The organism is Desulfovibrio sp. SGI.169 (genome assembly GCF_050313595.1).
In the GTDB taxonomy this organism is placed as follows: Bacteria; Desulfobacterota; Desulfovibrionia; order Desulfovibrionales; family Desulfovibrionaceae; genus Desulfovibrio.
The window spans coordinates 24214-36080 of record NZ_JBNPLS010000024.1 but is presented as its reverse complement, the minus strand read 5'-3'; the positions used below and the strand labels follow the sequence as shown (position 1 = coordinate 36080).

General features: G+C 59.5%; 13 protein-coding genes and 1 pseudogene. 12 read left to right on the top strand and 2 right to left on the bottom strand.

Annotation, left to right across the window (positions count from 1 at the left end; all coding sequences use genetic code 11):
• The 7 genes and pseudogenes from ACQRA4_RS11030 to ACQRA4_RS11000 all read left to right on the top strand — a co-directional run.
• Positions 1 to 265 (top strand): annotated as a pseudogene (locus ACQRA4_RS11030) (hypothetical protein); the annotation flags it as partial.
• Between the two features lie 366 nt (positions 266 to 631).
• Positions 632 to 736, top strand: coding sequence for a transposase-like zinc-binding domain-containing protein (locus ACQRA4_RS11025; protein ID WP_427823130.1), 105 nt, complete (start codon positions 632 to 634; stop codon positions 734 to 736).
• A gap of 18 nt (positions 737 to 754) precedes the next feature.
• Positions 755 to 985 (top strand): hypothetical protein, encoded by a 231-nt coding sequence (locus ACQRA4_RS11020; protein WP_427823129.1) that lies wholly within the window; start codon positions 755 to 757, stop codon positions 983 to 985.
• Positions 927 to 1328 (top strand): IS1 family transposase, encoded by a 402-nt coding sequence (locus ACQRA4_RS11015; protein WP_427823128.1) that lies wholly within the window; start codon positions 927 to 929, stop codon positions 1326 to 1328. Before ACQRA4_RS11020 ends, ACQRA4_RS11015 begins: the two co-directional genes overlap by 59 nt.
• A 48-nt stretch (positions 1329 to 1376) precedes the next feature.
• Complete coding sequence (locus tag ACQRA4_RS11010) at positions 1377 to 2390, top strand: hypothetical protein (protein ID WP_427823127.1); 1014 nt, start codon at positions 1377 to 1379, stop codon at positions 2388 to 2390.
• Entirely contained in the window at positions 2390 to 3208 is an 819-nt protein-coding gene (locus ACQRA4_RS11005; RefSeq protein WP_427823126.1) for an alkaline phosphatase family protein, read from the top strand. Before ACQRA4_RS11010 ends, ACQRA4_RS11005 begins: the two co-directional genes overlap by 1 nt.
• Positions 3195 to 4067, top strand: coding sequence for a DMT family transporter (locus ACQRA4_RS11000; protein ID WP_427823125.1), 873 nt, complete (start codon positions 3195 to 3197; stop codon positions 4065 to 4067). Before ACQRA4_RS11005 ends, ACQRA4_RS11000 begins: the two co-directional genes overlap by 14 nt.
• A 195-nt stretch (positions 4068 to 4262) precedes the next feature.
• Here ACQRA4_RS11000 and ACQRA4_RS10995 read toward each other — a convergent pair whose 3' ends face one another.
• The gene (locus tag ACQRA4_RS10995; RefSeq protein WP_427823124.1) at positions 4263 to 5042 is read right to left on the bottom strand and encodes an HAD-IIA family hydrolase; all 780 of its coding nucleotides are present in this window, start codon (positions 5040 to 5042) and stop codon (positions 4263 to 4265) included.
• Positions 5043 to 5300: 258 nt separating this feature from the next.
• Here ACQRA4_RS10995 and ACQRA4_RS10990 point away from each other — a divergent pair, with 258 nt between their 5' ends.
• From ACQRA4_RS10990 to ACQRA4_RS10970, 5 genes are all read left to right on the top strand, one after another.
• Entirely contained in the window at positions 5301 to 5795 is a 495-nt protein-coding gene (locus ACQRA4_RS10990; protein WP_427823123.1) for an IS1/IS1595 family N-terminal zinc-binding domain-containing protein, read from the top strand.
• A complete protein-coding gene (locus ACQRA4_RS10985; protein ID WP_427823131.1) occupies positions 5714 to 6079 on the top strand; it encodes an IS1 family transposase in 366 nt (121 codons plus the stop codon). The genes ACQRA4_RS10990 and ACQRA4_RS10985 overlap by 82 nt, the downstream gene beginning before the upstream one ends.
• Before the next feature lie 161 nt (positions 6080 to 6240).
• Positions 6241 to 7875: an anaerobic glycerol-3-phosphate dehydrogenase subunit GlpA gene (gene glpA, locus ACQRA4_RS10980; RefSeq protein WP_427823122.1), complete on the top strand. Its 1635-nt coding sequence runs from the start codon at positions 6241 to 6243 to the stop codon at positions 7873 to 7875.
• Positions 7859 to 9166: an anaerobic glycerol-3-phosphate dehydrogenase subunit GlpB gene (gene glpB / locus ACQRA4_RS10975; protein ID WP_427823121.1), complete on the top strand. Its 1308-nt coding sequence runs from the start codon at positions 7859 to 7861 to the stop codon at positions 9164 to 9166. The genes glpA and glpB overlap by 17 nt, the downstream gene beginning before the upstream one ends.
• Positions 9163 to 10380, top strand: coding sequence for an anaerobic glycerol-3-phosphate dehydrogenase subunit C (locus tag ACQRA4_RS10970; protein WP_427823120.1), 1218 nt, complete (start codon positions 9163 to 9165; stop codon positions 10378 to 10380). Before glpB ends, ACQRA4_RS10970 begins: the two co-directional genes overlap by 4 nt.
• Before the next feature lie 244 nt (positions 10381 to 10624).
• Here ACQRA4_RS10970 and ACQRA4_RS10965 read toward each other — a convergent pair whose 3' ends face one another.
• Entirely contained in the window at positions 10625 to 11851 is a 1227-nt protein-coding gene (locus ACQRA4_RS10965) for an LL-diaminopimelate aminotransferase (protein WP_427823119.1), read from the bottom strand.
• Positions 11852 to 11867: the final 16 nt, after the last annotated feature.

The window sequence follows — 11867 nt, the reverse complement described above, 5'->3', positions numbered from 1 at the left end:
AAAAATTTTTTTCAAATTGAGGTGGCTCATGTCCCAAACTCCCACCGGAAAGCGGATCAAGACACAGTATACAGGGATTTATTACCGCTTCGGCAAGGACAGAATGTGCCCGGATGGCAAACCCGACAGGCGCTATGACATCACCTACAAAGATCGGAAAACCGGAAAATTCGTCTTTGAGAAGGTGGGATTGCGTTCAGAGGGTTATACCGTGCGATGCCATGAACCTTCGTGGACAACGGGTTCGGGAAAATCGTCATCCTGAACTTTTCAAAAAAGATCACGAGCTCCCAAAAGGCATCACTGTTGACGAAGCATGGACAGCCTATAAAAGAATTGGCTTCCCAACCTTAAGAACGCATATTCCATTGAAAAAATTTACGAGCGTACATACGGCCGAAGTTTGGGACAAGGTATATCCTTTCAATTTCACAAATGGACATCGGAAGTTTCAAGCACGAACTGCTGACATCAGGAAAAAGGAATGGGGAAGCATTAACATCTTCGAGTGTTACCAGAATGCTTGCTGATTTTAAGGGAATTGTAAACAGGGCATTCAAATGGAGAGATTCACTTTTATAATGACAAGTATTTGGTTTTATGCTATCTCTAAAAAACAGGAGATGGCAAGGTGCATTGCCGTAAATGTGGTTCCGAGGCTTTCACAAAAAATGGGGTTATAGCTGGAACTCAACGCTACAACCGCAAGCAATGTGGATTCCAGTTTACGCGGTAAACTCCTCATGGAAAACCAATGAAGGATAAACTCCTCGCTCTCGTTCTTTATATTTCGGGATTGTTCATGAACATGATTGGAAAAATTGTCGGGGTTCGTACCAAAAACGTCATGCGATGGATAAATATGTTTTATGAAAAATTTGCCGCAAATAATGAACCTCAATCAAATGTAGAAGAAATAGAAGTTGATGAAATGGTTTCACATATTACTAAAAAAAGATTACATCCGGATCTGGAAAGCTATTGATCATAACACTCGAAAATTTATCGGCTGGCAATGTGGTGATCGTAGTTCCAAAACCTTAACTGATTTTTTCGACAGGCTTGATTTATGGCGATCCAAAAGAGTATATTCCGATTTTTATGTATGTTATGCCGATGTTGTGAGGAGTCAACGCTTGCAACAAGGGAAACAAAATACCTTCAAAATAGAACAGAATAATGCCTTACAGCGTCACTGGCTTGGGCGATTCGGACGCCGGACCCAAATTGTTACTCGTTCTCTGGATATGTTGAATAAATCTCCGGCGTTATTTCAACGATTTCGAGTTAACGGCAATATTGAAGAACTTTTATCATTATTAAAGTGAATGTATCCCGGCATTGCCTTACGGGGCGGCTGGGCGTACTTTACAGCAATGAGCGCTAACGTCACCGAAACGGACGCGCGGCCTGGCGCGCCCGTCCTGCGCGTTGTCGTCAGTCTGGATGTGGAAGAGGAAGGGCTGTTTTCCGGCCGCTACGCCGCGTCGGGCTGCGGGGTGCGCAATGTTTCCCTGTTGCCCCGTCTGGCCCCGCTGACGCGGGAACTGGGTTTTCCCCTCACGCTTTTCTGCGCCCACACGGTTTTTGCCAGCCCCGATGCCCGGCCGGTTCTGGCCTGGATGCGCGATCACTGCAACGCTGAGATCGGCGCGCATCTGCACCACTGGAGCACCCCGCCCCTCACGGCCGTCGCATCAAACAGCCCGCCCGAGCGCACCGACCGCCTGTCGCGCGAGCTTTTGCGCCAACGCCTGCGCACCCTGCTGGACGCCGGGCGGGACTTTCAGTCCGCGCCGCTGACCAGTTTTCGCATGGGCCGCTGGGATCTCAAAGCCGTGGTGCGCCCCATGCTGGCCGAAGAAGGCATCACACTGGACAGCTCCGTCTGCCCGTTGCGCGCTTTCAGGGATGGCCCGGATCATTTTTTGGCCCCGGTCGATCCATACTGGGTTGAAGGCGCGCCGGGCGGCGAGCGCCTGCTGGAAGCGCCCATCACCCAGATTCCGCTCTGGCCCCCGCTGGCAAGACTCTGGCGCGCTTTGGTCGGCGGCAGGCCCGGCCCGCTGGATTCCTTTCACTTCTGGGGCGCGCTGAGCGCCAATCCGGTCTGGCACAGCCCGCGAGTCATGCGTCTGGCCAGCCGCCTGCACGCGCAACGCGGCGGCAGGGTGCTCAGCCTGTTCTGGCATTCCTCGGAAATGCTGCCCGGCGCGTCGCCCAATGTGCCGAATCAGGCGGCCGCCGATGCGCTGCTGAAAAAAATTTATGATTATCTGCGCTGGTTGAGGCAAAATTTCAACGTGCGGGGCGTCACCGCGGCCCGGCTGCGTGAGGAAGCGCCGGGTCTGAAATTCCCGCAACGTCCGGCGGGCCGGGGAGACTGGTGATGAGCCGCCTGGTCTTTGTGCTTCTGGACGGCCTGGGCGCGGCCACGGCCCGGCGCTGCATGAGCTATCTGCGCGCCCTCACCGAAGCGGAGCAGGCCCGCTATATAGAGCTGGACGCCCAATTGCCGCCGCTTTCCCGCCCCCTCTACGCCACGCTGCTGTGTGGCCTGAGTCCGCTCCAAAGCGGCATCCTGCGCAATGACGACGCCCGCCTCTGTCCCGCGCCGACCATCTTTCAACGGGCGCGGGACGCGGGCCTCAGCACGGCCGCCGCCGCCTACTGCTGGGTCAGTGAGCTCTGCAACCGCGCCCCTTTTACGCCGGAACGGGATCGCCTGGTCGACGATCCCTCCCTGCCTGTGGGGCACGGTCTGTTCTACAGCCAGGACGCCTATCCCGACGACGAGCTCTTTCGCGACGCCGAAGCCCTGCGCCTGCGCCACGCGCCGGATCTGCTGCTGGTTCACTCCATGGGCGTGGATTTCGCCGGGCACGCGGTCGGGGCGGATGCCGCCGCCTACCGCGAGGCGGCGCGCGCGGCGGACGGTCTGCTGGCCCGCTATCTGCCGCGCTGGCTGGAAGCGGGCTATGCCGCGTTGATCACCAGCGACCACGGGATGGATACGGATCGCGGTCACTACGACAGCACGGAGCAGGCCCGTCGCGTGCCGCTCTGGCTGGCGGGCCATGCCTGGAAAAATCTGCCCCTGCCCGCATGCCAGACCCAGGTGGCGGATCTGATGCTTGCGGTTCTGGGTCTTGCGGCGACAGAGGATGCCCGCCATGCCGGCCGGGAGGGGTCCCATGCGACCCGCTGACGGCCTGAACGGCTATATCTGGATTTTGCTGGCGGCCTTTTTTTGGTCGCTGATCGGCGTGATTTCCAAGATATGCATGAACGCGGGGGTCAGCCCGCTGGAAACCGCCTTCTGGCGCGCGGCTTTTGGCAGCATACTGTTTCTGGCCCACGCCGCCGCGCACAAGGGCCTGTTTATCCGCGCCCGCGACGCCGGCTTTTTTTTGCTTTTCGGCATCTGGGGCGTGGGCGTTTTTTTTGGCGCGACCCAATATGCCATCAAACTCAGCGGCGCAGCGATGGCTGTGGTGTTGCTGTATACCGCGCCGGTCTGGGTGGCTGTTTTTTCTCGCCTGCTCTTTCGGGAACGTATTTCCCCGCGCAAACTGACCGCCATCGGCGTGGCCCTGACCGGCACCACTCTGGTCTGCTTTTCCGGCGGCAGCCTGCCGGGGCAGAGCTCTCTGCCGGGCATTGCCTGCGGTCTGCTGACCGGCATCTGCTATGCCTCGCACTATCCTTTTTACCGCTGGTGGCAGAACCGCTATGCCACAGCCACCATCTACGGCTTCATGCTGGCGGGGGGCGTGCTCGCGCTCTGGTTCTGCGTGCCCGTGAACCTTGACCATGAAGCGCGCGTCTGGTTCTGGCTCGCCGCGCTGGGCGTGACGACCACCTTTTTCGCTTACGCCTGCTATGGTCAGGGCCTTAAGCGCATCAGCCTGGTGCGCGCGGCGGTCACCTGTCACCTGGAACCCGTTCTGAGCACTCTCTGGGTATGGCTGTTCTGGCAGGAAAATTTCAGCCTTGCCGGCTGGCTTGGCAGCGGCCTGGTGCTTGCCGCCGTTCTGCTGTTGACTACGGACAAAAAACGCGACTAGGCTCAGACCTCATCAAAAAACAGGAAGTATTTGCGCTGGCAAGGAAATGGACGATTTTTTGGAGGACTCATGTATATGATCGACAAAAATCGCGCAGCAGAGCGGCCAGCGCGGAAAAGGCCGTATTTGACGGATAATTGTGGCGGAACACAACCAGAGCGCCCCTAGCCAACAGCGCATTCAAAGGGTCTGACTCTAGCGCCAGTGCTGTTCGGCCTGTCCGAGGTCATCCAGCACCAGGGTGGGCTGGCGTTCCTCCTTGCGCAGGTCGTCGCGGGCGGCTTCGCCGCTGAGCACCAGAATAAAGTCAATGCCGGCGTTTTCAGCCAGCTTCTTGTCCGTGCTCAGGCGGTCCCCCACCATGACCATTTCCTCTCTGGCGTAGCGCGCCAGCAGGGGGGCCAGCACCGCCGGATCGGGCTTGCCAAAAACATATTGCGGGCGGCGGCCCGTAGCGGTGGCGTACAGCTCGATCATGCTGCCCACGTCAGGCAGGGGGCCTTCCGGCGAAGGACAGACCAGATCGGGATGGGTGGCCAGAAAAAGCGTCTCAGGCTTTTGCAGCAGCAGGGCCGAGCGCGCCAGCTTGTGGTAGGTCAGCTCCGTATCATAGGCCAGAATTACCGCCTGAGCGCCTTCCTCCGCCTGTTCCAGTTCCGGCATGCGCTGGCGTAAATCCCGCTGAAAATCACTGTTGCCCACAGGATAGACGCGTCTGATGCCGCGCGACCGCAAAAAGTCCACCAGCGGCGTCACAGGCGAGAGCAGCAAGTCGCCGCGCGCCGGAATGCCCATGCCGTTAAGCTTGTCCACATAGCTTTGTGGTGATTTGGAGGTGTTGTTGCTGAGAAAGAAAAAATCCATATCCCGCCAGTGATCCTGAATGAAACGGACGGCGCCCGCAATGGGGATGTGCCCGAGATACACCGTGCCGTCCATGTCCAGAACCACGCAGCGTTTTCGCGACCAGTCCATACCTTACCTTTCCCTTTTGTCTGGGGGTCATTTCATAATTCAGCCCTTGGGCTGAGCGATGAAAAGCATTCGCCCCCCCCCAAAAGCGGTTCCTGGCTCACCCACGACGTTTTTCGCGCCGCGCCGGACTCTCCCCGGCGTCGAAAGTCATTTCATGATTTGTAGAATGGCTTCTGACCAGATAGCCGTCTTTACCCGGCTTGGCAAGAAGCGCCAACTGTTCCCGCCGGCGGGGATGCCGCCGGGCAATGGCATGCGATGCGCGTACAGGAGAAATCTACTTTTATAATGACAAATATTTGGTTTTATGCTATCTCTAAAAAAACAGGAGATAGCAAGGTGCATTGTCGTAAATGTGGTTCCGAGGCTTTCACAAAAAATGGGGTTATAGCTGGAACTCAACGCTACAAATGCAAGCAATGTGGATTCCAGTTTACGCGGGAAACTCCTCATGGAAAACCAATGAAGGATAAAGTCCTCGCTCTCGTTCTTTATCTTTCGGGCTTGTCCATGAATATGATTGGAAAAATTGTCGGGGTGAGTACCCAAAGCGTCATGCGATGGATAAATATGTTTTATGAAAAATTTGCCGCCAATAATGAGCCTCGATCAAATGTAGAAGAAATAGAAGTTGATGAAATGGTTTCATATATTACTAAAAAAAAGATTACATCCGGATCTGGAAAGCTATTGATCATAACACTCGAAAATTTATCGGCTGGCAATGTGGTGATCGTAGTTCCAAAACCTTAACTGAATTTTTCGGCAGGCTTGATTTATGGCGATCCAAAAGAGCATATTCCGATTTTTATGTATGTTATGCCGATGTTGTGGGAAGTCATCGCTTGCAACAAGGGAAACAAAATACCTTCAAAATAGAACAGAATAATGCCTCACAGCGTCACTGGCTTGGGCGATTTGGACGCCGGACAAAAATTGCTACTCGTTCTCTGGATATGTTGAATAAATCTCTGGCGTTATTTCAACGATTTCGAGTTAACGGCAATATTGAGGAACTTTTATCATTATTAAAGTGAACGTTTCCCGTACAGTCGCCCCCTTGACGAACAGCGGCAAAAAAACGAAAATTTTTGTTTCGATTTATGCACCCTGTCGTGACATTTTCGCCGGAAACGCGCGCCCGCCGGCAAACGCGGCCCGGTTGAGCGAACATTTCAGCCATATATCAGGAGGCCCCATGCTGGAGACTACGGTTGTCGTCATCGGCGGCGGAGCTACCGGCATGGGCACGTTGCGCGATTTGTGCATGCGCGGCGTGCCCGCTGTTCTGCTGGAACAGGGCGGTCTTGCCCACGGCACCAGCTCGCGTTTTCACGGTCTGCTTCACAGCGGGGGCCGCTACGCGGTCAACGACAATGAATCCGCGCGTGAATGCATTGAAGAAAACATGATCGTCCGGCGCATCGGCGGGCAGTGTGTGGAGGAAACCGAAGGATTTTTCGCCCTGACGCCCGAAGACGACCCCGCCTATGTGGAACTCTGGGCCGACGCCTGCCAAAAGGCGGGCATTGACGCGCAAGAACTGGATGTGGTCGAGGCTCTGCGCCTGGAGCCCAATCTTTCTTCGGACATCCGCCGCGTCTTCCGCGTGCCCGATTCCTGTGTGGACGGATTCCGTCTGGTGCTGCACAACGCCATGTCCGCCAAACGCCACGGCGGACGGGTAATGACCTATCATGAAGTCACGGCCGTCCATCAGCGCGGCGGCAAGGTTTGCGGCGTGACGGCCCGCAACAGCATCAGCGGCGAAAGCCTGGACATCGCCTGCCAGTGCGTGGTCAATGCCGCCGGTTCCTGGTCAGGCCGCATTGCGGGGCTGGCCGGCCTGGACGTGGCCGTGTCGCCTGACAGGGGCACACTGATCGTCTTTAACCACCGCTTTACCTCGCGCGTGGTCAACCGCCTGCACCCCGGCGCGGACGGCGATATTTTCGTGCCGCACGGTTCCATCACCATTCTCGGCACCACCTCCACGCCCACGGAGCGCCCCGACGACACCACGCCCACCTATGATGAAGTGCTGCGTCTGCTGACTCTGGGCGAGCCGCTGTTCCCGGCGGTGCGCCGCTACCGCATTCTGCGGGCCTTTGCGGGCACGCGGCCCCTCTATACGCCGGGCAATGCCGCCGGGCGCAAAGCCAGCCGCAACTTTCATGTGGTGGATCATGCGGAACAGGGACTGGAAGGCATGGTGTCCATTTTTGGCGGCAAGCTGACCACCTACCGTCTGATGGCCGAACGCGTCAGCGACAATGTATGCGCCAGGCTCGGCGTGCATGCGCCCTGCCGCACCGCTGACGAAGCCCTGACGCCCGCTCCCGACCAGGTCATGCTGCGCCGCGCGGCACGCCATTTCCCCGTGCAGGGGCTTCAGCTCATGGCGGATCGGCTCGGCGACGATCTGCCTGATGTGCTGCGACAGGTGGAGCTGGCGGGCCTGGCTGACCGCGCAGGAAAAAGTGACGGCAATCCCCTGCTTTGCGAGTGCGAAATGGTCAGCCTGGCTGAAATTGAGCATGTGGCGCGCGACCCATCCACCCATTCCCTGACGGACATCAGGTTGCGCACGCGGCTGGGCATGGGCACATGCCAGGGCGCCTTCTGTTCGCTGCGAACCATCGGCGCGCTGGTGGAACACGGCGTGCCCCTGGAGCTCTCGCCCACCGACAATGTGCGGCGCTTCCTGCAGGAACGCTGGCGGGGCCTGCGCCCGGCCCTTTGGGGCACGCAGGCGCGCGAGATGGAACTGGGCAGGGCCGTGTACGCCGGAACTCTCAACCTGGACGGAGCCGCGAATGAGCAGGATAATTGACGTACTGGTGGTTGGTTCCGGCCTGGCCGGCCTGACGGCCGCGCTGGCCGCCGCCCGCGAGGGCCGCAGCGTGCGCATGGTGACCGACGGCATGGGGTCGCTGGCCATCAGCGGCGGCTGTGTAGACCTGCTGGGCTACGCCGGCGGGCAACGCCTCGACGATCCCTGGAGCGGCATGAACCTCCTGCCGCCAGAGCACCCGTACCGTCTGCTCGGCGCGGATTGCGTCCGCGCGGCGCTGGACATGCTGCGTCAATGCGCTGCGGCTCAGGGCTGGCCCCTGCACACGGCCGCAAGCCCCCAGGGCGCGCCCTGCAATGCCCTGCTGCCCACCATCATGGGCACGCTCAAGCCCAGCTACCTTCTGCCCGACAGTCTTGACCCCGCGGCCCTGACCAGGGCCAAACGTGTTCTTGTGGCGAGCGCGCACGGCCTGCGCGACTGCCGACCGGCGCTGATAATCAGTCAGTTGCGCCGATATCGGGAATGGGCGGACAAAGACTTTGTCCCCCTCCTGCTGCCTTCGCCGCTGGGAGCGACCCATCGCAGCCTGAGCGCCCTGGATCTCGCCCGACTGGTGGATAAGCCGCAGGGACGCGACTGGCTGGTTCAAAGCCTCAGAAAATATGCCGGACAGTGCGACGCCGTGCTTTTGCCGCCTGTCTGCGGCAGCAGGGCCGATGTCTCAATCTGGCGGGAGCTCAGCCAAGCCGTGGCCTGCCCATTGGTGGAGATGCTTTCCATCCCGCCGGGCGTGGGCGGCCTGCGCCTGCGGGACGCCCTGCTGCATGAGCTGCGCCGCCATGATTTCGAGCTGGTGGAAAACGCCCGCGTTATCCGCGCCACCAGCGACGGGAGGCGCTGCGCCTCCCTGACGGCTCTGGCCGCTGGGCAGGAACGCCAGCATGTCGCTCGCGCCTTTGTGCTGGCCACAGGCGGCATTCTGGGCGGCGGCGTCGAACTTGCGCCGGGCAGCGCCCGTGAAAGCGTGTTCAAGCTGGCTATTCCCGTACCGCCGGATGTCAGCCTGTGGTCTGAACCGGAAATTTTCGGCAGTCATGTCTTTTCCCGTCTGGGCGTCCGGGTGGACGGCGAAATGCGCCCGCGTGACGACAGCGGGCAGGCATGGCGCGACAATATCTTTTTCGCCGGCCGCAGCATCGGCGGCTATGATTTCGCAACCGAAAAAAGCGGCCACGGCGTCGCCCTGGCCACCGGCTGGCAGGCGGGCCGCATGGCCGCCGCCACAGCCGGAAAATCCGCAGAACCGGCGTCGGGAGAGCAGCTATGAGCGTACGCATCAATCCTGATCAATGCATCGCCTGCACCACCTGCGTGGTGCATTGCCCAGTGGCCGAGGCAACGCCCAACTTTCTTGGGCCGCGCATGATCGGCCCGGCGTATGAGCGTTTCCGCCTGTTGGGGCTGGCGGAAGACCCCTCCCTGCACTACTGCGCCAACTGCAAAAATTGCGACATTTCCTGCCCGCACGATGTGCCCGTATCCAGCATCAACATGCTGGCCCGCGCCGAACAGTGCAAAAAGCAGCGCCCGGGCCTGCGCGACTGGGTGCTGGCGCATGGCGAACTTCAGGCGCGCTGGCTGCGCCTGATCCCGGCGAGGCTTAAAAACTTCGGCATGCTCAACCCCGTCACCCGCGCCTTGCTGGACGCCTTGGGCATCGACAAACGCGCGCCCCTGCCCCGCTTCGCCAGCCAGACCTTCAGGCAGCGGGCGCGCTGCCTCAAACAGCCGCGCCAGAACCGCAAAGTCGTCTTCTTTCCGGGCTGCTATGTGGATGTGTACGATCCGCGAACCGGTCTGGATATGGTCTGGGCGCTGAACCGGGCCGGCTATGAAGTCATTGTGCCGGATGAATTTGTCTGCTGCGGCCTGCCCATGATCGCCAACGGCTTCTGGCAGGACGCCCGCGCCAATGCGGAACGCAATCTCGCCACCTTGGCCCGCTGGCGTGATCAGGGCGTTCCGCTCATTACCGGCTGCCCCAGTTGCGCCCTCATGTTTCGGACGGAACTGCCGGAATTTTTCCCGGATCTGACCCAAAAGCACGGCCTGAGCCCGCTGGAAGACGCCCAGGAATTTCTGCTGGACTGTGCGGAACGCGGCGAGCTGCGGCTGGAGCCCGGAAACGGCGCAAGCCTGCCGGAACTGCGCGTCATCTACCATGCGCCCTGCCATCTGCGCGCCCAGGGCAACGGCCTGCCCGGCCTGAAGCTGATGCGGCGTCTGCCCGGCGTTGCCGCCCAAAATGCCAACGCGGGCTGCTGCGGCATATCGGGCAGCTACGGCTTCAAAAAAGAAAAATACGCCATCGCTCAGGATATCGGCGCGGCGCTGTTCAAAACCGTACGCGAGAGCGGGGCTCATGTGGCTGTTTCAGAATGCGGCACCTGCCGCGTGCAGATTCTGCACGGCAGCGAGCTGCCGAGCCTGCATCCCGTGAGTATTGTCCGGCAACGCCTGGAGGCGCAGAACCCCGCATAGCTTCTCTGAATGACTCCGTAAAGATAAAAAGGGAAGGTCGCCCTCCCCTCAGACTATTGACAAACCCCGCTTCGCGGTGTTTGCGCCGTCTAAGCCGCTTGCGCGGTTGACGGAAAGACACGAAAATCAGTCGCTTACGGCGCGGCGAAGCCGCGACCTGCTCCTGATTTCCGGGGCTGCTGACCTTTTGTCAGCAGCCTCAGGGGAGGTCGCCCTCCCCTTTTTATCTCTTTGCCCTCTCGTTTCAGCGCATGCGGCGCATGCGGCTGATGGCTTCTTCCGTATCTTCAGGCGAACCAAAGGCGGTCAGGCGCACATAGCCCTCGCCGCTGGCGCCGAAGCCCGCACCCGGCGTGCAGACCAGGGCCGCAGACTGCAACAGATGATCAAAGAAGCCCCAGGAATCCATGCCCCTGGGCACGCTTACCCAGATATAGGGGGCGTTGACCCCGCCAAAAACATCCAGGCCCATTTCCTTCACCGCCGCGCTGAGCAGGGCGGCATTGCTCTGATAGCCCCTGATCACGCCCTCAATCTGCCCGCGGCCCTCCTGACTGTACACGGCGGCGGCGGCGCGCTGCACGATGTAGGCGCACCCATTGTACTTGGTGCACTGGCGACGGTTCCAAAGCGCGTTGAGCCCTGTTTTGCCGCCTTTGCCGTCATTGATTTGCAGCGCCTTGGGCACAACGGTGTAGGCGCAACGCAGACCGGTGAAACCGGCGGTTTTGGAAAAACTGCGAAATTCCACAGCCACTTCCTGCGCGCCTTCCAGCTCATAAATGCTGTGCGGCACATCCGGGTCGCGGATGAATGCCTCATAGGCCGAATCGTAGAGAATGACGCAGCCCTCGCGCCGGGCGTAGTCCACCCAGCCCTGCAGGGCCGCGCGGGAAAGCACCGTGCCCGTGGGGTTGTTGGGATAGCAGAGATAAATCATGTCCGGCCGGGTCTTGGGAAAATCCGGCACAAAATCGTTGGCCCTGACGCAGGGCAGATAGACAAGCCGGTTCCACTGTCTGCCCGCCATCTCGCCGGCGCGTCCGGCCATGGCGTTGGAGTCAACATAAACCGGGTAGACCGGATCCGTGACGGCCACAATGCTGTCCTGGGCAAAAACTTCCTGAAAGTTGCCCACATCAGACTTGGCCCCGTCACTGATAAAAATTTCATCCGGGCTGAGGTTCACGCCGCGCGCCTTGTAATCGTTCTCCACGATCAGGTCGCGCAAAAAGGCATAGCCCTGTTCCGGGCCGTAACCATGAAAATGCGCGGCGTCGCCCATTTCATCCACGGCATTGTGCAGGGCTTCCACCACAGCCGGAACCAGGGGGCGCGTCACATCGCCGATGCCCAGGCTGATGACCCGGCTGTCTGGATTGGAATCTTTGAAATTCGCGACTTTGCGGGCAATGTCGGCAAAAAGGTAATTGCTCTGAAGCTTGAGAAAATTGCTGTTGATCGTAGCCATGCCGTCCTCGATTTTG

Bases quoted from the DNA above. Each gene is read 5' to 3' on its own strand.
- ACQRA4_RS11020 (WP_427823129.1), top strand. From the start codon at position 755: ATGAAGGATAAACTCCTCGCTCTCGTTCTTTATATTTCGGGATTGTTC.
- ACQRA4_RS11015 (WP_427823128.1), top strand. From the start codon at position 927: ATGAAATGGTTTCACATATTACTAAAAAAAGATTACATCCGGATCTGG.
- ACQRA4_RS11010 (WP_427823127.1), top strand. From the start codon at position 1,377: ATGAGCGCTAACGTCACCGAAACGGACGCGCGGCCTGGCGCGCCCGTC.
- ACQRA4_RS11005 (WP_427823126.1), top strand. From the start codon at position 2,390: ATGAGCCGCCTGGTCTTTGTGCTTCTGGACGGCCTGGGCGCGGCCACG.
- ACQRA4_RS11000 (WP_427823125.1), top strand. From the start codon at position 3,195: ATGCGACCCGCTGACGGCCTGAACGGCTATATCTGGATTTTGCTGGCG.
- ACQRA4_RS10995 (WP_427823124.1), bottom strand. From the start codon at position 5,042: ATGGACTGGTCGCGAAAACGCTGCGTGGTTCTGGACATGGACGGCACG.
- ACQRA4_RS10990 (WP_427823123.1), top strand. From the start codon at position 5,301: ATGCGCGTACAGGAGAAATCTACTTTTATAATGACAAATATTTGGTTT.
- glpA (WP_427823122.1), top strand. From the start codon at position 6,241: ATGCTGGAGACTACGGTTGTCGTCATCGGCGGCGGAGCTACCGGCATG.
- glpB (WP_427823121.1), top strand. From the start codon at position 7,859: ATGAGCAGGATAATTGACGTACTGGTGGTTGGTTCCGGCCTGGCCGGC.
- ACQRA4_RS10970 (WP_427823120.1), top strand. From the start codon at position 9,163: ATGAGCGTACGCATCAATCCTGATCAATGCATCGCCTGCACCACCTGC.
- ACQRA4_RS10965 (WP_427823119.1), bottom strand. From the start codon at position 11,851: ATGGCTACGATCAACAGCAATTTTCTCAAGCTTCAGAGCAATTACCTT.